Genomic DNA, 21107 nt, shown 5'->3' with positions numbered 1-21107 from the left:
GCGGGCCACCCGGAGAGGCGGCGCTCCAACACCCCTATACTGCCTCATCCGTAGCTCGGATGCAACTAGATTTGTGCCAATGTAGGACTGGTCCTACTTGACCTGCGCCACCTCGCAGACCGACTTGCTGCCGCTGACGGTGCAGCTGTTGCGCGCGCGGCCGTCGCGGTCCCACACCTTGACGAGCCAGTCGCGCGCGCCGGTGCGCTCCATCGTCATGAAGCCGAAGCCGTCGATCCACGAACTCATGTGCGCCACCACTGCACCGGGGGTCGGGCTCAGGCCCGGCGCTACCGAGGCCGGCAGCGGCACCAGGTCCTCGGCAGTGCCGGAAAAACCGCTCACGAACTGGCTCGGGTGATCGCTCGCAAAGCTCACCTGCTCCCACAGGTGCACGTGCCCGGACAGGAGCATGTCCACGCTGGCCGGCAGATAGCGCGGCGTGACGTCGCCAAACGCCTGCAGCAGCCCTGCGTCGCCCCCGAACAGCCGCGCCGCGCCCGATTTCTCGGTGGTGGCACCGAACGCGTACAGCGGATGGTGATCCACCGCGATGTTGTAGCTGGCGTTGCGTGCCAGCGCTTCGGCCTTGCGCAGCGTGTCGGCGTAGATGGCGCGGCGCGGGTCGCCCTCCTTGAATCCCTTGTAGGAAGTGTTGGCGGTGTCCAGTACGAGCAGCTGCGCCCCCGCGCCAAGCGGCACCGCGTACGGGTCGCTGTAGTCGCCCACCCCGTCGTCGCGCGGGTCGTCGCAGGTACGGTGCGCCAGCATGGGGCGCGGATCGAGGTAGCGCCACCAGCCCTGCCCGGCACGCTCGCACGACTCGTGGTTGCCGCGCACCATGACCCAGGGCGCCGCGTGCAGCAGCGCCCGCGCCGGCTGGAAGAAGTCCGCGTTCCAGGCGTCCCAACCATAGCCGGACGGGCTGCCCGCGCAACCCTTGTGGTCCGCCGGGCACGGGTCTTCGCGGTAGTGGAAGTCGCCCACGTGCACCACCAGGTCCGGACCAAACGCGGCGGCGACCGCCGCAATGCGCGCGAACGGGAAAGCCTGTTCGTCGTTGCAGTCCTGGATCTCCTTGCCTTTGATGCGGCAGCCGGTGTCGCCGATCACCACGATGCGCTTTGCTTGCGCGCGCGGCAGCGGCAGGCTGCGGCCCGCCACCCGTACCTCGCGGGCATCAGCGGGCAGCGCGAGCTCGCAGGTAAGCACCGCGCTGGACGCCGGTTGCGGCTTGCCTGTCGGGCGCGCGGGAATCGCCTGCAGCGGCGCGCGCACGTTCATGGCCACCGCCTTGCCATCCACCGACATCGACGGGCAGGCCGGACCGCTGGTGATCGCGCGCGCCAGCGGCGCGCCTTGCTCCCCCAGCACCACGAAAGCCGCCTCCGGCTGCTGCTCGACGTGGAAGGAGGCGCAGCCGGCGAGCAGCGACAAGGAAAGGAGCGTGAGCGCACGCGAGCGGAGCGAAGGAGCGGTCATGGCCAGCAGGGAAACAAAAACGGCAATTTACCACAATGGTCCAGCCATATCCTGACCGGGGGCGAGGTCTTATCGCGGAATCCGCATAAGCAAACAAGCAAACAATATTGGCGGCGCGAATGATGAGACTGCTAATCTTCGCTTCCCCCTCGCAACATGTCAGAAGAAGAAAGTATTTCGAAGATGAGTAAGCACCACACCGCACCGAGCCTGCTCGTGCTTGGCCTGATCGGCTCGCTCGGCCTGAACGCCAGCGCGCAAACCCAGCAACCCGCCGCCGACGACGGCGCGCAAATGCAGTCGGTGGTCGTCACCGGCACCTTCTCCAAAAACCGCCGCACGCTCGACTCGCAGTCCCCGGTCGATGTGATCGGCGCCAGGGAACTGCAGGCCACCGGCTCTACCGAGCTGGCCACTGTCCTCGGCCGCATCCTGCCGTCGGTGAACTTCCCGCGTCCGTCGGGCGCGGACGCCAGCGACGCGGTGCGCCCGGCGCAGCTGCGCGGCCTGTCGCCCGACCAGGTGCTGGTGCTGGTGAACGGCAAGCGCCGCCACGCCTCGTCGGTCATCAACGTCAACGGCACGCTGGGCCGCGGCTCGGCGCCGGTGGACCTGAACGCGATTCCGCTGGAGGCGATCGACCACATCGAAGTGCTGCGCGACGGCGCGGCCGCGCAGTACGGCTCGGACGCGATCGCCGGCGTCATCAACATCATCCTGAAAAAAGGCGCCAAGGGCGGCGACGTCGAAGCCGGCTGGGGCCAGTACCAGCAGCACGACGGCAGGCAGGTGACGCTGCGCGGTTCGACCGGCTTCGAGCTGGGCGACCGGGGCTGGGTGCGCATTGCGCTGGAAGCGGCCGACAAGGACCCGACCAACCGCGCCGGCGCCGACTTCCGCAACCCGAGGGAGCCGCGCTATGGCCAGGTGACCCAGCGCCTGGGCGACCCCGAGAGCCGTCCGCGCACGCTGTTCGTCAACAGCCAGGTGCGCGTGAACGACGACATCGAGTGGTACGGCTTTGCCAACTACGGTGAGCGCACCACCTCGGCCGCGGCCACCTGGCGCACGGCCTACGTCGGCACCGCGCTGCGCTCGCCGACGATCTATCCGGAAGGCTTCCTGCCGCTGGAAGACAGCACCTCGACCGACAGGTCCGTGGTGACCGGCCTGCGCGGCGAATTGGCCGGCTGGCGCTGGGACGGGAGCCTGAACTATGGCAGCAACGCATTCTCGCTGGACCTGGACAACACGATCAACCAGAGCCTTGGGGCATCCAGCCCGACCCACTTCTACGCCGGCCGCCTGAAGTTCGACCAGACCCTGGCCAACCTGGACGTGGCGCGCGAGATCCCGGTGTCGTTCCTGCATGGCCCGCTGACCGTCGCGCTGGGCCTGGAGGCGCGCCACGAGAGCTACGAGATCGGCGCCGGCGAAGAGGCGTCGTACACCGGCAGCGGCTCGCAGGGCTTTTCGGGCTTCCGTCTCACGGACGCCGGCAAGAACGGCCGCAGCAACCAGTCCGCGTACCTGAACCTGGAAGCGGACGTGACCGACAAGCTGGCCGGCTCGGTGGCGGTGCGCCATGAGCACTACACCGACTTTGGCGACACCACCTCGGCCAAGGCGTCGGCGCGCTACGCGGTGACGCCCGACTTCTCGGTGCGCGGTACCGCCTCCTCCGGTTTCCGCGCCCCGTCGCTGGCGCAGCAGTACTACACCATCACGACTACCAACTTCTTCGTCATCAACGGCGTGAACACGCCGATCGAGACCGGCACCTTTGCCGTCACCAACCCGGCCGCCCAGGTGCTCGGCGCGCAGCCGCTCAAGGCCGAGAAGGCGCGCAACCTGAGCCTGGGCCTGCAGTACCAGCCGTCGAAGAACTTCAGCACCTCGGTTGACCTGTACCGCATCGACATCGACGACCGCATCCTGTTCTCGGCCAACCTGCCGCTGCCGGACCCGCTCAAGGCGCAGATGGCCTCGCGCGGCTACTACATTGGCGCGGCGCGCTACTTCACCAACGCGCTGGACACCCGCACCAAGGGCGTGGACGTGGTCAGCACGTACCGCCTGCCGCTGTCGCAGGGCGCGCGCGTGGACTTCACGCTCGGCTACAACTGGAACCAGAACGCGGTGCGCCACGTCGCCGACAACCCCGCGCTGCTCACCCAGAACAAGCTGCTGCTGGTGGACCGCCAGACCATCAACCGCGTGACGGTGGCCTCGCCCAAGGACAAGCTGAGCCTGTCCACCGACTACACCCGCGGCGCGTGGAACGCTCGCGCGGTGGTGACGCGCTACGGCAGCTTTACGGTGCCGCAGAACGACGCCACGCTGGACCAGACCTACGATCCGCAATGGGTACTGGACCTGTCGGGCAGCGTGAAGATCGATCGCAACTGGAGGCTCGCCGCCGGCATCGACAACGTGACCGACCGTTACCCGGCCGAGATCACCTCGAAGGCGAACCTGAACAACAACGGCATCTCGCGCTACAGCGGGTTCGCGCCGAACGGGTTCAATGGGCGGTTCTACTACGTGAAGGCGGGCTATAGCTGGTAACAGCGGCCCGTAGGGTGGGCAGCTTGCTCAGCTGGCCACTGGCCAGCTTCACCCCACGCGTTCACATGACGCCGGCACTGGCTGGACGCGTGGGCAGGAGGACCTGCCCACCCTACGTCGCACCAGGCTTCTTCTGGCTCGGCGCTGCCGCGCCGCGCTCGTTCCCGTAGGTCTTGACCAGGTAATCGACCATCGCCGGAATATCGGCATCGTCGAACTGCGCGCCGAACGGTTTCTTCATCTTCTTCACCGTGGTCTCCCAGTACGCCCGGTTGGAACTGGGCGGCTGCGTGGCCGGGTATTCGGCCGCGTGGCAGGCCATGCAGTTACGCTGCACCAGCTGGTAACCCGGCAGCTGACTGGGCTTGTAAGCCGTTGCATCGGGCGGCAGCTGGATCTCGACCGCCACAGCCACACCGCACGCAAGCACCGCAAGCGCGGCGCCGACAAGTTTGACGTTCATGGCGTCCTCCTCAGACAGCGGTCACGCGCGTGGTCTCGACCACGTTGCGCATGTAGCCGGGTGGATTCCACAGCGGCGCCATCGGCTGCGATTGCCCGATGCGGCTAACCGCCCTCACCTTCAGCTCGTGCGCGCCCTTGGGCAGCCGCACGCTCGTGCTCCACGCGCGAAACGAGTACTTGCCAAGGTCCTCGCCCAGGCGCGCCGTGCGCCAGCTGTTGCCGCCGTCGATGGACACGGCCACCTCGGCGATGCCCGAGCCGCCGTCAAACGCGATCCCCTTGAGCACCAGCTCCTGCCCTGCCTTCACCTGCGCGCCGTTGGCCACGCTGGTGATGAACGAGCGCACGTCGAAACGGCCGATGGGGCGCGACTTTGCCACCGATGTACCCGGCGGCACGCAGGCGCAGGCGTTGTCCGGAATGCGGTAGGCCGACGCCATCCAGAAGCCGTCGAAGGTCTTGTCGAGCACCTGGATATCGTTGACGTGCTTGACCCAGTAGGTGCCGTAGTAGCCGGGCACGATCAGGCGTACCGGATAACCGTTCAGCACCGGCAGGTCGGCCCCGTTCATCAGGTAGGCCAGCATGACCTCGCCGTCCATGGCGTGGTCGACGTCGAGCGCCTTGACGAAATCCGGACCGCCCGCCACCGGTGGCATGTCCATGCCGTTGAACGACACCTGCACCGAGCCCGCCTTCAGGCCCGCGCGCTCGAGAACTGTCTTGAGCGGCACGCCGGTCCAGCGCGCGTTGCCCATCGCTCCGTTGCCGAGCTGGCCGCCGTTCACGCGCGGCTGGAAGAAGCCGCGGCTGTTGCCGGAGCACTGGTTGACGGCGGTGAGCTCCATGCCGCCCATTTGCCTGAGCTCCGCGAGCGACAGTTCAAGCGGCGTGTTCACGTTGCCGCCCACGTGCAGCCGATACGTTCCGGGATCGATCGAGGTGGGCACCCCACTCCAGTGGTAACGGACGAAGAACGCGTCGTTGGGGGTGATGATGTTTTCGTTGAAGACGCCGAACGGCGTTTCGAGCTGCGGCGGCCGGCTGGTCAGCAGGATCAACGGCCGTTTCTGGGGAAACGCGACCAGCTCGCGCTCCCCGTTCTCGAAGCCCAGGTTGACGGATTTGCTGGCCAGCGCCGGCAGTGCCATCCCGCCCAGGGCCGATGCCGCGCCCAAGGCACCGGCTTGTCGCAGCACCGCACGCCGCTGGGCGCTGTGCGGCTTGTCTCGCTCGCTTCCCATGTCTGCCTCCGAAATCGTTGTCGTTGTATTTCAGGTCAAACCGTCTGCTGGCTCGAAGCATGGCGCAAGCGCGCCCCGCCACCTGAATACGCTAGCATCAAACCCGGCGCTACACAAGAGAAGCGCCCAGCAGTGCGCCGGGCGCGGCTACCGTCAGAACCCGGTGAAGGTGGCGGTCTCCCAGGCCGTCTCCCCGCTCGGGTACACGGCAACGCCCGCATTGCCCAGGGCGAGCGCCGCGCTGCCAGCCGTGACGTTCCCCTTGATGAAGGCATCGATCAGGCGCACCGTCTCGAGCGGATGCGCCACCGGAAAGCCGTGGTCGAAGCCCTGGCCGGGGTTGATCATCACGGCGGTGACGTCGGCGCCCGCGCGCTTGAGATCGTATTTCGAGGTGGCCGTGTAGTTGTCGTAGATGACCTGGTCGCCGCGCCAGGTGGCAAAGTCGGTGCTCGCCTTTACCAGCAGCGCGCGCTTGCCGGTCAACAGCGTCGCCAGGCGGCCGTCGCCCGGGATCGTCACCACGCTGCCGTCGGCATTGGGGGTGCCCTTGACCACGTCGATCGACGAGACGTTGAACTTGTGCGAGTAGTACAGCGATTCCGGCATGTACTGGATGTTGAAGCCGTCCATCAGCGAATTGACGTAGCTCGGCGCGGCGCGGAACGTCGGGTCGGTCACCGCGGCCACCGTGAAGGCCTTGCTGATGTCGTATTTGAGAACGTCGTTATAGACCACCGCGTCCCATGTCGCCTGGACGTTCGCGTAGGTGCGCTGGTCGCCTTGCCAGGAGCGCTGCTGGAACTCGGTCCCGGCCAGGCCCGCGGCGTCGTTCGTCACGCTCACCCAGTCGCCATTGGCCCATGCATGGCCTGCAGCGTCGGTCCCCGCCTGGCCGGCGTTGAAGCTGACGCGAATGCCGCGCGTGCCGATGCCCGCCAGGCTGACCACGTTGCCGTAGCGAGCCGGGTTGGCGATCACCATCTCCAGAGCGACGCCAAAGCCCATCGAGTAGCCGACCAGGGTCACGCCGGAAGTCGGAAAGCCGGTGATCTTGTTCATCACCTTCTCGAAGTCGAGCGCAAAATCCTTCAGCGACGTGATCTTCTTGTTGTAGCTGGACCTGCCGCTGCCGCGGTAATCGAAGGCATACACGGTATAGGCGTCGTTGAGCGCGTCGACCGAACGGAAATAGCCGAGCATGCCGTCGAAGGCGACGCCCGAGGTGTTATTGCCCGGGATGAGGACGATGGTCTTCGGTCCGTGGCCGACCTTGCGGACATAGATGCTTTCCTTCGGATCGCCCGCAGCCACGCCGTCGATGATGATCGCACCCTCGCCGATGGTGGCGATGGCGTCCGCATTGGCGCCGGCCGGCCCGGTCGCGCCGGCGGGCCCGGTCGGCCCTTGCGCCCCCTGGTCGCCGGCGCCGCAGCCCGCAAGGCCGATAGCAAGTGTCAGGAAAAGCAGTGGAATGAGGCGTCGCGCCTGCGTCATGATGGTCTCCGTTCGTTTTATGGTTATCCGCGCCTCCAGTCGGATGAAGGCGGAGATAACAGTAAAGCGGCGGACGGAAAACCGGAATCATGCAAATGCACTATGCGCGGCCGCATGCGGGCCGGGCGCCGGCATCAGTTGCAAGGTGCTGTGGAGAGCGCGGCGGCCAGCATCGCCTTGTCGTTGATTTCCAGCTTGCGGTACACGCTGGCCAGCTGGGCGCGCACCGTGTTGGGCGAGATGCCGAGCAGCGCCGCAATCGTCTTGTAGTCCTGGCCCGCCGCAAAGCCGCGGGCAACCTGCGCCTCGCGCGGACTGAGCCTGGCCACGGCGCTCAGGCGAGCGGCCTGGCACAGCGTGTAGTCGCCCTTGCGCGTGAAGTGCACTTCGATCTCGCGCCCCACGTAGGGGCCGGGGCCGCGCATCGCCTCGCACAGGGCCGGCGGCAGAAACGCAGGCGTGGCATTGCGCCATTCGCGCCGCAGCATCTCGACGAACAGCGGATTGGCCGCTTCGATCGCGCCGCCGGGGCCGGCCAGCGCCGCCGCGCGCGGCGCGTCCGACAGCGCATGCAGGTCGAGCGCGCGGGTCCGGTTCAGGTCCAGCGCGCACAGCAGGTGCGACCATGCGGCCGACAGCCGGGCCGACTCGTACCGGCCGAAGCCGGTCCGGGTGCCGCGGTACAGGACGATCCAGCGCAGGTGCCCCGGAACGGCCGCCGGTTCACCAAGCAGCAGCAGGTGGCGGATGTCGTGGCGGCGCACGAAATCCTTTAGTTGGGCATCGTGCGCGCTGTAGTCGGCCTGCGTATCGACGTTCGCCACCATGCCCGGGGCCTGCAGAAAACGGCGTGTGGTGGGATCGGCGGCCGACACCGCGGCATACTCGCCAACGATCGCCGCGTCGCGGTTGTAGATGGCGCAGCTGCCGATCGTCAGCCGGTCCGCGCCGGTTTCGCCGAAGCCGAATACGGCGCCGTCGAAATCGATCCACTCGCGCAGCTGGTCGAGCGCGCAGCCCGCGAACTGCTCGACCGGCGTGCTCGAGGCGATGCGGTAAAGGCGGGACAGCTCGGCGACAAATGGCTCCATACGCGTGGCGGCCGGATCGGTGACTGGGATTGAGGTATTGTAGCGCGTAAATACCGAACCACCGCTGCGCCCCGCCGGCCGGGCTACTTGACCCGCTGCTTTTCCAGCTTGCGCGCCAGCGTACGCCGGTGCATGCCCAGGCGCCGCGCGGTCTCGGAGATGTTGAAGTCGGTCTCGGCCAGCACCGCGTGAATGCGCTCCCACTCCAGCGTCTTGATCGAGGTGGAGCGGTTGGTCACCTCGACCTCGGCGCTGCCGGCGACGTGGCCGAAGGCGGCCTCGATGTCGTCGGTGTTGGACGGCTTGGCCAGGTACTGCACCGCGCCCAGCTTGATCGCCTCCACGGCGGTGCCGATGCTGGCAAAGCCGGTCAGCACGACGATCAGCATGTCGGGGTCGTGCTGGTGCAGCATCTGCACGCACGCCAGCCCGGACGTGTTCCCCTTGAGCTTGAGGTCGACCACCGCGTAGCCCGGCGAATGCGTGGCCAGCAGCTCGGCCGCCTCGTCGTGACCGGAGGCGACGATCACCTTGTACTCGCGGCGCTCGAACGAGCGCGCCAGCGTGCGGGCGAACGCCTCGTCGTCTTCGATGATGAGAAGCAGGCGTTCAGCGGACATCGACGCGCTCCTGTTCCAGGGCGATGGCCGACAGCGGCAGGGTCAGCCTGACCTCGGCGCCGCCTTCCGGCCGGTTCGATGCCGATACCGTGCCGCCCAGCGTGCGCGCCACGTTCACCACCAGGAACAGCCCCAGCCCGCCGCCGGGCCGGCCCTTGCTCGACTGGTAGGGCTTGCCGAAGTGGGCCAGCATCGCCGGCGCAAAGCCCGGCCCGGCGTCGCTGACCGCGAGCTTGAGCATGCCCTGTTCCACGCCAGCGTCGAGCCCCACCCACGCGGGCGAGGCCTCCAGCGCGTTGTCCAGCACATTGTCGATCATCTGCTTGAGCGCCGAGTCGAACACCACGCGCACATCGTCCGCGATGCGATTGTCGTAGGTGAAGCCATGCACCGGCCGGCTGCCCTTCCAGTCGTCCACCAGCTGGTCGAGGAAGGTGCGGATCGTGGTGCGCGCCGCCGACTCGCCGCGCGTCTCGCCGGCCGCCAGCAGCACGCTGCTGACGATGCTCTTGCAGCGCTTGAGCTGGGTCTGCATCTCGCCGATCTCTTCGAGCAGCTCCGGATTCTTTTTAAACTCGGGCATGCGCTTCCAGTCGCCCAGGATAACCGACAGCGTGGCCAGCGGCGTACCCAGCTCGTGGGCGGCGCCCGATGCCAGCAGGCCCATGCGCACGATGTGGTCTTCCTCGGCCGCGCGCTGGCGCAGGTCCGCCAGCTGGGCCGCCTTGGTGCGCAACGTATTGCTGATGCGCGAGACGAAGATCACCAGGAGCGCGGCATTGAGCGCAAAGCAGACCAGCAGGCCCTGCACGTACAGGCTGCCGATGCCGCGCGCGTGATCGAACGGCAGCGCCAGGGGCCGCGCAAACACGGCCAGGCCCGCCAGGCACGCGAGCGTGATGCCGACGATGGTCCAGGTGGACCACGCCTCCAGCAGCACGGCCGAGATGATCACCTGCAGCAGGTACAGGAACGCGAAAGGATTGGTGGTGCCGCCCGACAGGTACAGCTGCAGCGTGAACATGCCCACGTCCACCAGCAGCGCGAGGAACAACTCGCGGTTGGTGACCGGGCGCCGCTCGTGCCAGCGCAGATGGCTGGCGATGTTGAACGCGATCAGGCAGGCCAGCACCTGCAGCATCTGCACCAGCGGCAGCCTGACGTGAAAGACGAGGATGGCGCCGGCAATGGTCGTCACCTGGCCGACCACGGCGATCCAGCGCAGCTCGATCAGCTGCAGCATGTTGGTGTGGCCTGCCGCGTATTCGACGTTGGCGGCAAGTGCCGACGGCTCTGCGGCCGCGATGGGCTTTTCTAAAACGGGTGTCTCTTTCCGCATCATCCTTAACCTGGCAATCGCCCGTCGGGTGCGCGGATGGAAGTCCGCCTGACGGGTCAATGTTCCCGACTTGCGCCGCCGCGCGCCGCCCACCACCACGCGCCGGCAACCATCAGGGCCAGCGCATACCAGGTGAAGGCGTAAACCAGGTGACTGTTATGGAAGGAGATCACGGTCAGGCCGCCAACCGGACGGTCCGGCGCGCCTGCCGGGTCCTGGTCTTTGGCCGCGTCGACGAAGTATGGTGCGACATTGTACAGCCCCCGCGCTTTTGCGATGGCCTGGACGTCCCGCGAGTACCAGCGGTTGCGTGCCGGGTCGTTCTCGCGCAGGAAGCCGCCCCTGGGTTCGGTGATCCGCACCAGCCCGACGATGTCGGCCCCGGGCGTGCCGGGCGAGCGCGCGCACTGGTGCGCAGCGTCCGCGCTGCGGGCCGGATAGTGCGCCGGTCCGCCCTGCTCGACCGGCACAAAGCCGCGATTGACCAGCACGATGTAGCCTTCGCTGGTGCACAGCGGCGTCAACAGCCAGTAGCCGCTGCCCAGGTCGGACACAGCCTGCACGGCGGTGGTGAATTCGTAAAGATAGCGGCCGGCAAGGCGAACGCGCCGGTACTCGTCGGAAGCAGCGGAAAGTTGGCCCCAGCGCGCCGGAGGGGGTGGCGCGCCAGGGGCCGAGTGCACGCGTGACTCTACGCGCTCGATGAGGGCCAGTTTCCATTGCAGGCGTTGCACCTGCCAGGTTCCCAGCCCCGCAAACAGGACGATCAGCAGCAGCGCGGCAGCGCGCAGGAGAAAGCCGCGCATGGGGCGCGCCGCTGGCTGACCGTTGGCCATCATGGCATGTTGTGCATTGCCTGGCCGGCGTCCATGGTCGGCATCATGTTGGCGTTCATGTGGTACATGACCCACAGCGAACCGGACAGCACGATGACCAGCAGGATCGCGGTCAGGATCAGCGCCATCATGTTCCAGCCGCCCTCGGACTTCGAGTTCATATGCAGGAAGTAGATCATGTGCACGACCACCTGCACGGCGGCGAAGCCGAGGATCACGACCTTGGTGGTGCCAGGCGGCACCACATGGCCCATCACCAGCCAGAACGGGATGGCGGTCAGGATCACCGACAGGATGAAGCCGATCGTGTAGTCCTTCAGGCTGCCGTGGGCTTCGAGGTGATCGTCATGGCCGTGGTGGCCGTGTGCGTGGTGATGATCGCTCATGGCAATACTCCCATCAGGTAGACATAGGTGAACACGCCGATCCAGACGACGTCCAGGAAGTGCCAGAACATCGACAGGCAGGCCAGGCGGCGATAGTTTTCCGGGGTGATCCCGTGCTTGCCAAGCTGGAACAGCAGCGTCACCAGCCACACGATGCCGAAGGTCACGTGCAGGCCGTGGGTGCCCACCAGCGAGAAGAACGAGGTCAGGAAGCCCGAGCGCCACGGGCCGGCGCCTTCGTGGATCAGGGTGGCGAACTCGGTCAGCTCCAGGCCCAGGAAGCAGGCGCCGAAGATGCCGGTGACGACCAGCCACAGCTGGGTGGCCTTCACGTTCTTCTTCTGTGCCGACAGCATCGCGAACCCATAGGTGATCGACGACACCAGCAGGAACGCGGTGTTCAGCGCCACGATCGGCAGCTCGAACAGCTCGGCGCCGGTCGGGCCGCCCGCATAGTTGCGGCCCAGCACGGCGTAACCCACGAACAGGCAGGCGAAGATGAGGCAGTCGCTCATCAGGTAGATCCAGAAGCCCAGCAGCGTGCCGTTCTCCGGATGATGCTCGCGCACGAAGTAGCGCGAGCTGTTGTCGGCGGCTACGCCGCCAGCAGTTGCGTTAATTTCAGACATGGCTTTCCAGCAGTGCGGTACGTGCGTTTTCCGTGCGAACCACCTGGTCCGCCTGGATGTAGTAATCGCGTTTGTAATCGAAGGTGTGCTTGATGATGGCGGCCATCATCGCGAGGAACGACAGGCCAACCAGCAGCCACATGTGCCAGATCACGCCGAAGCCCAACACCGCCGAAATCGCTGCGATGCCGAAGCCGGCCCAGGTGTTCTTGGGCATGTGGATCGCCACGAAATCCGAGAGCGGACGCTTGTAGCCGTTCTTCTTCATGTCGGCCCAGGTGTCGTTGTCGTGCACCACCGGGGTGAACGCGAAGTTGTAGTCCGGCGGCGGCGACGAGGTCGACCACTCCAGCGTACGGCCATCCCACGGGTCGCCGGTCACGTCGCGCAGTTCCTTGCGCTTGTACACCGAGACCAGGATCTGCATGACCAGGCAGCCGATGCCGGCGGCGATCATCAGGGTGCCGAACAGCGAGATGCGGAACAGCCACTGGTCGTCCATGTTGTCGAAGTGCGACATGCGGCGGGTATAGCCCATGAAGCCCAGGATGTACGGCGGGGTAAAGGCGACCCAGAAGCCGATCGACCACAGCCAGAACGAGCGCACGCCCCAGGTACGGTCCAGCTTGTAGCCGAACATCTTCGGCCACCAGTAGTTCACGCCGGCGAACAGGCCGAACAGCACGCCGCCGATGATCACGTTGTGGAAGTGCGCGATCAGGAACAGCGAGTTGTGCAGCACGAAGTCGGCCGGGGGCACCGCCAGCATCACGCCGGTCAGGCCGCCGATGATGAAGGTGATCATGAACGCAATGGTCCACATCATCGGCAATTCGTAGCGGATGCGGCCCTTGTACATCGTGAACAGCCAGTTGAAGATCTTCGCGCCGGTCGGGATCGAGATGATCATCGTCGAAATGCCGAAGAACGAGTTGACCGATGCGCCCGAACCCATGGTGAAGAAGTGGTGCAGCCACACCAGGTACGACAGGATCATGATCACGCAGGTCGCGTACACCATCGAGGTGTAGCCGAACAGGCGCTTGGAGCAGAAGGTCGACACGACTTCCGAGAAGATGCCGAACGCCGGCAGGATCAGGATGTACACCTCGGGGTGGCCCCAGATCCAGATCAGGTTCACGTACATCATCGCGTTGCCGCCCAGCTCATTGGTGAAATAGTGGGCGTTGAACAGGCGGTCCACGCCGAGCATGGCCAGCGCGGCGGTCAGCACCGGGAAGGTGATGACGATCAGGATGTTGGTGCACAGGGCGGTCCAGGTGAACACCGGCATTTTCATCAGGTCCATGCCGGGGGCACGCATCTTGACGATGGTGACGATCAGGTTCACGCCGGACAATAGCGTGCCGACACCGGCAATCTGCAGTGACCAGATGTAATAGTCCACCCCGACATCAGGCGAGGCCAGTATGCCCGACAGCGGCGGATAGGCCAGCCAGCCGGTGCGCGCGAATTCGCCCACGAACAGCGAGGCCATCACCAGGATCGCACCGAACGTGGTCATCCAGAACGAGAAGTTGTTCAGGAACGGGAACGCCACGTCGCGCGCGCCGATCTGCAGCGGCACCACGTAGTTCATCAGGCCCGTCACCAGCGGCATCGCCACGAAGAAGATCATGATCACGCCGTGGGCGGTGAAGACCTGGTCGTAGTGGTGCGGCGGCAGGAAGCCGTGGGCGTCGCCGAACGAGAATGCCTGCTGCGCGCGCATCATCAGCGCGTCGGCAAAGCCGCGCAGGAACATCACGAGGCCCAGCACCATGTACATGATGCCGATCTTTTTGTGGTCGATCGAGGTGATCCAGTCGCGCCACAGCGGACCCCACAGTTTGAATTTGGTGAGCGCGCCGAGCACGGCAAGGCCACCCAGGGCAACCATGATAAAGGTGCCCAGCAGGATCGGCTCGTGGTAGGGAATCGCTTCCCAGCTCAGCCGACCGAAAATCAGCTTGGTCAAGTCAAAGTCTTGCATGGTTACTTCACAGAGGTTTTGTCAGGTGTCGTGCAGATCTCGGCCTGGGCTACCTTCTCCCCGGCTTCCTTGTGCGACTCTTTGGTGGCGGCTTCTTGCTGGCGGCGCGCGTCGTCGGCCATCTGGCGGTTCAGGCAGACGGTGCCGGCTGCAACGCACTGGTTCAGCACGGCGTTGTACAGGCCCTCTTCCACTTGCGCGTACGAGCGCACCGCTTCCTTCACGCTCGGCTTGGCCAGCTGCAGGTAGTCGGCGCGGTTCAGGTTGCCCGAGCCGGCCTTCTTCTGCGCGATCCACTGGTCAAAATCGGCCTGCGGAACGCCACGGTAGGCAAAGATCATGTCCGAGAAGCCGGCGCCGCTGTAGTTGGCCGACAGGCCGCGCGAGACCACCGGCTTGTTCTGCACCGCGTTCAGCTCGGTTTGCATGCCCGGCATTGCGTACACCATGCCGGCCAGTTCCGGCACGTAGAACGCGTTCATGACCGTCGTCGAAGTGATCTTGAAGCGCACCGGCTGGTCCACCGGCAGCACCAGTTCATTGACCGTCGCGATGCCTTGCTCCGGATAGATGAACAGCCACTTCCAGTCCATCGCCACCACCTGCACCGTCAGCGGCTTGGTCGATGCGGCGATCGGCCGGTGGGCGTCGAGCCGTTCGAGCGGACGGTAAGGGTCGAGCTTGTGGGTGCTGATCCAGGTGATCAGGCCCAGCGCGATGATGATCAACAGCGGGGCACCCCAGATGACCAGTTCCAGCTTGGTCGAGTGGTCCCAGTCGGGCTCGTACTTCGCACTGGTATTGCCTTTTCGATAACGCCAAGCGAAAAGGACAATCAGGAACATCACGGGGACGATAATCAACAGCATCAGCAGCACCGACACGGTGATCAGGTCTGCCTGCTGTTTAGCAATGTCACCGGAAGGGTTCAGCACCACGGTGTTGCAGCCCGCGAGAGCGAGCAACAACGGGGTCAGAACCAGTCCGCGACGGACGGTCAATGGAATCATGCTTGTATAGGACGTTACATGGGAATGAGAACATGCTACTGTACTGCCAACGGCCCGGGCTGCACATTGGACGTTTTGTCTCACCCTTTGTCACACAGCATCACTTTCGGGGTGAAACCTCGGGCTGTAAAACAAGTAAATATGGAGACGAAGATATGCAAAGCACGACGCAATACGGCGGTGCAGGTGCCGCTCCCATTACCCATCCCTGCAGCGGCGCCCGCAACATCAATGCGCGCGACGCCGAAATCCACCCCGGCGAAATCGCCATCGGCGTGGTGATCGGGCGGGCCTCGGAATACTTCGACTTCTTCGTCTACGCCATCGCCTCGGCGCTCGTGTTCCCGGCGGTGTTTTTCCCGTTTGCCGACCGGCTCGACGGCACGCTGTACGCGTTCACCATCTTTGCGCTGGCCTTCATCGCGCGGCCGATCGGCACCGTGATCTTCATGGCAATCCAACAAAAGTTCAGCCGCGAGATCAAGCTGACCATCGCCCTGTTCCTGATGGGCACCGCGACCGCTGGAATTGCATTCCTGCCAACTTACGCCAGCCTGGGGACCGCCGCCATCGTGCTGCTCGCGCTGCTGCGCATCGGCCAGGGCGTGGCCCAGGGCGGCTCGTGGGACGGCCTGCCGTCGCTGCTCGCGCTCAATGCGCCGGAAAACAAGCGCGGATGGTACGCCATGCTGGGGCAGCTTGGCGCACCGGTGGGATTTGTGATCGCAGCCGGTCTTTTTTCCTACCTGCTGACCAACCTGTCTTCCGAGGACTTCCTGGTCTGGGGCTGGCGCTACCCGTTCTATGTGGCGTTCGCCATCAACGTGGTGGCGCTGTTCGCGCGGCTGCGGCTGGTCTCGACGACCGAGTACTCGCGCCTGCTGGACGCGCACGAGCTCGACCCGGCCCCGGTGCTGGAACTGACCCGTGAGCAAGGCAGCAATGTTGCCATCGGCGCCATGGCGGCGCTCGCCAGCTATGCCCTGTTCCACCTGGTCACGGTGTTCCCGCTGTCGTGGATCCAGCTCTACGATACGCGCCCGACCGCCGAGTTCCTGCAACTGCAAATGTGGGGTGCGGGCGTGGCGGCGGTGGGCATCCTGGTGTCGGGCCTGATTGCCGACAAGCTGGGGCGCCGCACCACGCTCGGCACGCTGGCGGCGCTGATCGCGCTGTTCTCGGCCTTTGTGCCGACGCTGATCGACGGCGGCGAAAGCGGCCAGAACATCTTCATCCTGGTGGGCTTCGGACTGCTCGGGCTGTCGTACGGCCAGGCGGCAGGCGCGGTGACGGCCCAGTTCCAGCGCAAGTACCGCTACACCGGCGCCGCGCTCACCTCGGACCTGGCATGGCTGGTGGGCGCCGCGTTCGCGCCGCTGGTCGCGCTGGGGCTGTCGGCCAACTTCGGTCTGGGCTACGTCAGCCTGTACCTGCTGTCCGGCGCGGTCGGCTCGCTGGCGGCGCTGAGCCTGAACCGGGCGCTGGAGATTCGCGACTGAGCGCGCTTTTTCTGGCTGAACGCGTGGGCAGGAAACCTGCCCACCCTACCCGCGACACCAACCTGTAGGGTGGGCAGATCCTGCCCACGCGTTCGACACGCGCACGCGGCCCCGCGCGCCGGCAGTACCAAAACCGCCGAGCCGAATTTTCGCGCCCCCGCTCCGGTCCAATCGGCACGGAGGCCAAATATGGCGCAGCAAACCTTTGTCACCATCCCCACCGGCGCGGCCGTCATGGAGGGCATGCTCGAAGTGCCCGACAACGCCGCCGGCATCGTCCTGTTTGCGCACGGCTCGGGCAGCAGCCGCCTGAGCCCGCGCAACAACTACGTCGCCGGCGAGCTGCGCAAGGCCGGCATCGCCACCCTGCTGCTCGACCTGCTCACGCCGCAGGAAGACCAGGCAGCCGAGAACCGCTTCGACATTGCCCTGCTCACCGGCCGCCTGGATGACGCCGCGAGCTGGCTCGCGGCCAACCAGCAGGTCGGGCACCTGCTGATCGGCCTGTTCGGCGCCAGTACCGGCGCGGCGGCGGCCCTGCGCCTGGCCGCGGCCCGGCCGGATGCGGTGGCGTGCGTGGTCTCGCGCGGCGGACGGCCCGACCTGGCCGGCGCCGATGCCTTGCGCAAGGTGCGCTCGCCCACGCTGCTGATCGTGGGCGGCGACGACGCCATCGTCATCGACCTGAACCGCCGCGCGCTGGCCGCAATGACCTGCGAAAAGGAGCTTGTCATCGTGCCTGGAGCCACCCATCTGTTCGAGGAACGCGGCACGCTGGAAGAGGTGGCGCGCCTGGCCACGGACTGGTTCCGCAGCCACTGCCCGGCCGGGTGACCGATGGACGCCGCGCGGCCACTGCGGGTCGTGTTCGGCGGCGACGCCATGCTCGGCCGGCTGGTGGGCAAGGCGATCGCCCGCTTCGGCCACGGCTACCCGCTCGGCCCACTGGCGGCCACGCTGGCCGGCGCCGACCTTGCCATCGTCAACCTCGAATGCGCGCTCACCGCGTGCACCACGCCCTGGCCCGGTGAACCCAAGGCCTTCTACTTCGGCGCCCCGCCCGCGGCCGTGCTGTCGCTGGCCGATGCCGGCATCGACCTCGTCAGCCTGGCCAACAACCACGCCCTCGACTTTGGGGTGCAAGGGCTGCGCGACACCCTGCAGGCGCTGGACGCGCACGGCATCGCGCATGCCGGCGCCGGCGAAAACCTCGCTGGCGCGCTGCGCCCCGCCCTGCTCGAACGCGACGGCATCCGTTTCGGCATGGCGGCGTTCTGCGACCACCAGAGCGATTTCGCCGCCGCCCACGACCGCCCCGGCATCGCCTGGATCGACCTGGAGAACCCGGCGCGCGCCGCGGATGACCTGCGCGCCGCGCTCACCACGCTGGTGGAGGCCGGCACCGACTGGCCGGTGCTGTCGCTGCACTGGGGTCCGAACATGGTGTGGCGGCCGTCGCCGCGCTTCCGGCGGCTGGCCCACGCCGCCATCGACATGGGCTGGAAGATCGTGTTCGGCCACAGCGCCCACGTGTTCCAGGGCGTGGAGTGGCGCGCCGGCTGCCCGATCATCTACGCGGCGGGCGATCTGGTGGACGACTATTACGTGGATCCGGGCTTTCGCAACGACCACCAGTTGCTGTTCGAGCTGGACCTCGACGCCCGGCGGGTGCTCAAGCTGGCGATGCGGCCGCTGTTCATTGAAGACTGCCGCACCGCGCCGGCCCACGCGGCAGCGCGCGACTGGATCCTCGAGCGCATGCGTGCCCTGTGCCGCGACCTGGGCACACACACCGGGATCGAAGGCGAGCTGCTAACCTCGCTCCCGCAATAACATCGTCAGCCTGGCCAGGTCCACCGGCTTGGTCAGGTGGTGGTCGAACCCGCTGGCGCTGGTGGCGCGGCGGTCGGCGTCCTGGCCCCATCCGGTGAGCGCGATGAGCAGCGGCTCGCCCAGCGCCGGGTCCTGCTGCATGCGGCGCGCCACCTCATAGCCATCCATTCCCGGCATGCCCAGGTCCAGCAGCACGGCGCGCGGCGCGAAAGCCTGCGCGCGCGCGAGCGCGGCCGGCCCGTCGTAGGTCACGTCAACGGTCGCGCCCTCTTCCTCGAGCAGCATCGCCAGCGAGTCGGCAGCGTCGCGATTGTCGTCCACGACCAGCACGCGCAGCCCGGCCAGTGGCGCGTGCTCCTTGCCGGCGTCCTCGCCCGTGGCGACTGCCTCTGGTTTCGCGGCGATTGGCAAGCGCACGGTGAACTCGCTGCCGCGCCCCGGCCCGTCGCTTGCCACCGCCACTCTGCCGCCGTGCATCTCGACCAGGCTGCGCGCCATGGTCAGCCCGATGCCGAGCCCGCCGATGCCGCGCGAACCTTCACGCTGCACCTGGGTGAACAGCTCGAACACGCGCGGCAGCTGGTCCGGCGCAATCCCGATGCCGGTATCGCGCACCGCCACCACCACCTCGGCGCCGGCGCGGCACGCGGCCAGCGCGATCGCGCCGCCCGGGTCGGTGTAGCGCGCCGCGTTGTTGAGCAGGTTGGCGAACACCTGCACCAGCCGCACCTTGTCCGCCATGAGCGTGACCGGCTCTGGCGGCAGCGACACCGCCAGCCGGTGCCTTCCCTGGTCGATCGCCGGCTGGCTGATCTCGAGCGCGCCGCGCACTACCTCGTCCAGCGTCACCGGCGCCAACTGCAGCTCCAGCTTGCCGCGCGTGATGCGCGACACCTCCATCAAATCGTCCACCAGGCGCACGATGTGCTTGATCTGGCGCTCGACCATCCCAATGAGCCGGTCGGCGCGGCGCCGCCCGTCGGGACGGCCGAGCAGGTGCACGGCGTTGCTGATCGGGGCGAGCGGATTGCGCAGCTCGTGCGCGAGCGTGGCCAGGAACTCGTCCTTGCGCCGGTCGGCGGCGCGCAGCGCCTGCTCGGCCTGCACCGCGTCGGTGATGTCGATGGCGATGCCAACCAGTCCCCGGTAATCGCCGCTACCGCCGTACCAGGGCACCGAGTGCGACTCGAACCAGCGCCAGTCGCCGCCGGCGCTGCGAAAGCGCATGCGCTGCTGGCACTGTACGTGCTCGCGGATCGCCTTGCCCACGGCCTGGGTGATCGGCGCCACGTCGTCCGGGTGCAGCAACGCCTGCCAGCCGGTGCCGAGCATCGCTTCGGTGTCGCACCCGGTGACGCTGGCAAAGCGCTGGTTCAGGAAAACCGCAGCGCCATTGGCGTCGAACTGGTAGATCAGCGCCGGCGACCCGTCGGCCAGCGCGCGGAACCGCTCCTCGCTTGCGCGCAGCGCCGTTTCGGTGTCCTTCTGTTTGGTGATGTCGAGGATGAATTCGACGCATTTCGACTGCTTGCCGCTGCCCGACAGCCGGGTCGGCGCAAACAGCCCCCACCAGCGCGTGCCGTCCTTGCGCACCATTTGCTTGACGTAGGGCGCGGTGCGGCCCGTCTCCTCCAGCTCGGCAGCGGCGGCGCGCGTGACTGCGCAGAACTCGGCGGGCGTGAGCGTGGCCCAGTTCACCGACTGCACCAGTTCCTGCTCGCTGTAGCCGCTCATCCGTTGAAAGCCCCGGTTGGCCGCCAGTACCTTGCCGTCGAGCCGGAAAAACAGCACCCCGACCGTATCGATGCCCATGGCCGCCGCCAGCAGCGCGTGCTGCTCGCGCGCGTCGCGCCCGGCCTGGCTGATCTGTTCGCCTTGCTGGCGCAGCAGCGCGTTGCTGCGCCCCAGTTCGCGCGTGCGCTCAGCCACCTGCCGTTGCACCACGTCGCGCGCGGTGTCGGCCTGGTCGCGCGCGGTGACCAGTTGGTGCGCCGCCGAGGCGAAGCTGGCAACGCTCTGCAGCAAACGCGCATCTTCCCGGTCGAAGTGCCGGTCCGGCGAGTGCGCGATCGCCCACACCGTGCCGACCACCTGGTTGTCGGCCGCCCACGGCGCGAGCAAGGTCTCGTGCATGCGCGGCTGCACTTCGCGCAGGCGCGGGAACACGAGCTCGGGATCGCGGAACAACATGACCCCGTTACGCTCGATGACCGCACCGCACGGGCTGGTGTCGCGCGGGATGGTGCCGCCCAGGTTGGGCGAAAACGTGCCGGCCACCGCGCGCCAGCGAAACTGTCCCGCTGCGCCGTCCGGCTCGAGGATGCTGACGCCAGCCGAGTCGGCGTGGCACAGCTCCAGAACGATCTCGGCCAGCTTTTGCAGCACCCCGTGCGGGCGCGCCGCCATCTCGCTGCCAAGCGCGGCCAGCGCCTGGCTCTCGGCCCGGTAATCGGGAGCGCGCGCGGGCCGCGCCGACAGTTCGCCGGTGATCAGCACGTTCTCGAGGCTGGCGACGGATGTGGTCGCCGTTTGTTCAGCCATGCGCTGCGTTACCGATTGCGTTTCAGGAAATAACTCATAAGACAAGCGGCCAGCGCGTCGGTTCAGCCGATTTT

17 protein-coding genes are annotated in these 21107 nt (G+C 66.8%); 4 read left to right on the top strand and 13 right to left on the bottom strand.

What is annotated here, in order from left to right; translation table 11 throughout:
• Positions 1-93: 93 nt before the first annotated feature.
• On the bottom strand, positions 94-1482 hold the full coding sequence (locus NX773_RS07485) for a metallophosphoesterase family protein (RefSeq protein ID WP_258855679.1): 1389 nt from the start codon (positions 1480-1482) through the stop codon (positions 94-96).
• Positions 1483-1665: 183 nt separating this feature from the next.
• Here NX773_RS07485 and NX773_RS07480 point away from each other — a divergent pair, with 183 nt between their 5' ends.
• The gene (locus NX773_RS07480) at positions 1666-4050 is read left to right on the top strand and encodes a TonB-dependent receptor plug domain-containing protein (RefSeq protein ID WP_258855678.1); all 2385 of its coding nucleotides are present in this window, start codon (positions 1666-1668) and stop codon (positions 4048-4050) included.
• A 112-nt stretch (positions 4051-4162) separates the two neighbouring features.
• Here the strand turns inward: NX773_RS07480 and sorB are convergent, their stop codons facing one another.
• The 11 genes from sorB to cyoA form a co-directional block, all read right to left on the bottom strand.
• Positions 4163-4513, bottom strand: a complete 351-nt coding sequence (gene sorB, locus NX773_RS07475) for a SorB family sulfite dehydrogenase c-type cytochrome subunit (RefSeq protein ID WP_258855677.1) — start codon at positions 4511-4513, stop codon at positions 4163-4165.
• 10 nt (positions 4514-4523) lie between these two features.
• Complete coding sequence (gene sorA, locus NX773_RS07470; protein ID WP_258855676.1) at positions 4524-5759, bottom strand: SorA family sulfite dehydrogenase catalytic subunit; 1236 nt, start codon at positions 5757-5759, stop codon at positions 4524-4526.
• Between the two features lie 153 nt (positions 5760-5912).
• Positions 5913-7256 (bottom strand): alpha/beta fold hydrolase, encoded by a 1344-nt coding sequence (locus NX773_RS07465; RefSeq protein ID WP_258855675.1) that lies wholly within the window; start codon positions 7254-7256, stop codon positions 5913-5915.
• A 134-nt stretch (positions 7257-7390) separates the two neighbouring features.
• Positions 7391-8347 (bottom strand): helix-turn-helix transcriptional regulator, encoded by a 957-nt coding sequence (locus NX773_RS07460; protein ID WP_258855674.1) that lies wholly within the window; start codon positions 8345-8347, stop codon positions 7391-7393.
• A gap of 83 nt (positions 8348-8430) precedes the next feature.
• Positions 8431-8967 carry a response regulator transcription factor gene (locus tag NX773_RS07455; RefSeq protein WP_258855673.1) on the bottom strand — a complete coding sequence of 179 codons (537 nt, stop codon included), beginning with the start codon at positions 8965-8967 and terminating at the stop codon, positions 8431-8433.
• Positions 8957-10306, bottom strand: coding sequence for an ATP-binding protein (locus NX773_RS07450; RefSeq protein ID WP_370662231.1), 1350 nt, complete (start codon positions 10304-10306; stop codon positions 8957-8959). The genes NX773_RS07455 and NX773_RS07450 overlap by 11 nt, the downstream gene beginning before the upstream one ends.
• A gap of 56 nt (positions 10307-10362) precedes the next feature.
• Positions 10363-11145: an SURF1 family protein gene (locus tag NX773_RS07445; protein WP_370662224.1), complete on the bottom strand. Its 783-nt coding sequence runs from the start codon at positions 11143-11145 to the stop codon at positions 10363-10365.
• Positions 11142-11528 carry a cytochrome o ubiquinol oxidase subunit IV gene (cyoD, locus tag NX773_RS07440; RefSeq protein ID WP_258855670.1) on the bottom strand — a complete coding sequence of 129 codons (387 nt, stop codon included), beginning with the start codon at positions 11526-11528 and terminating at the stop codon, positions 11142-11144. Before cyoD ends, NX773_RS07445 begins: the two co-directional genes overlap by 4 nt.
• Positions 11525-12157 carry a cytochrome o ubiquinol oxidase subunit III gene (gene cyoC, locus NX773_RS07435; protein ID WP_258820204.1) on the bottom strand — a complete coding sequence of 211 codons (633 nt, stop codon included), beginning with the start codon at positions 12155-12157 and terminating at the stop codon, positions 11525-11527. Before cyoC ends, cyoD begins: the two co-directional genes overlap by 4 nt.
• Positions 12150-14150: a cytochrome o ubiquinol oxidase subunit I gene (gene cyoB / locus NX773_RS07430; protein WP_258855669.1), complete on the bottom strand. Its 2001-nt coding sequence runs from the start codon at positions 14148-14150 to the stop codon at positions 12150-12152. Before cyoB ends, cyoC begins: the two co-directional genes overlap by 8 nt.
• Before the next feature lie 2 nt (positions 14151-14152).
• A complete protein-coding gene (cyoA, locus tag NX773_RS07425) occupies positions 14153-15160 on the bottom strand; it encodes a ubiquinol oxidase subunit II (RefSeq protein ID WP_258855668.1) in 1008 nt (335 codons plus the stop codon).
• A 155-nt stretch (positions 15161-15315) separates the two neighbouring features.
• Between cyoA and NX773_RS07420 the strand changes: the two genes are divergently transcribed.
• From NX773_RS07420 to NX773_RS07410, 3 genes are all read left to right on the top strand, one after another.
• Positions 15316-16659: an MFS transporter gene (locus NX773_RS07420; RefSeq protein WP_258855667.1), complete on the top strand. Its 1344-nt coding sequence runs from the start codon at positions 15316-15318 to the stop codon at positions 16657-16659.
• A 189-nt stretch (positions 16660-16848) separates the two neighbouring features.
• Entirely contained in the window at positions 16849-17493 is a 645-nt protein-coding gene (locus tag NX773_RS07415) for a dienelactone hydrolase family protein (RefSeq protein ID WP_258855666.1), read from the top strand.
• A gap of 3 nt (positions 17494-17496) precedes the next feature.
• Complete coding sequence (locus NX773_RS07410) at positions 17497-18492, top strand: CapA family protein (protein ID WP_258855665.1); 996 nt, start codon at positions 17497-17499, stop codon at positions 18490-18492.
• On the opposite strand, the gene NX773_RS07405 is transcribed toward NX773_RS07410, so the two are convergent.
• Positions 18472-21033 carry a PAS domain S-box protein gene (locus NX773_RS07405; protein WP_258855664.1) on the bottom strand — a complete coding sequence of 854 codons (2562 nt, stop codon included), beginning with the start codon at positions 21031-21033 and terminating at the stop codon, positions 18472-18474. The genes NX773_RS07410 and NX773_RS07405 overlap by 21 nt on opposite strands.
• Between the last annotated feature and the right edge of the window lie 74 nt (positions 21034-21107).

Origin of the sequence: Massilia solisilvae (genome assembly GCF_024753215.1) — a bacterium.
GTDB classification, from domain to species: domain Bacteria; phylum Pseudomonadota; class Gammaproteobacteria; order Burkholderiales; family Burkholderiaceae_D; genus Telluria; species Telluria solisilvae.
Note: the sequence above shows the minus strand (reverse complement) of the source record. Positions and strands in the feature narration are given on the sequence as shown.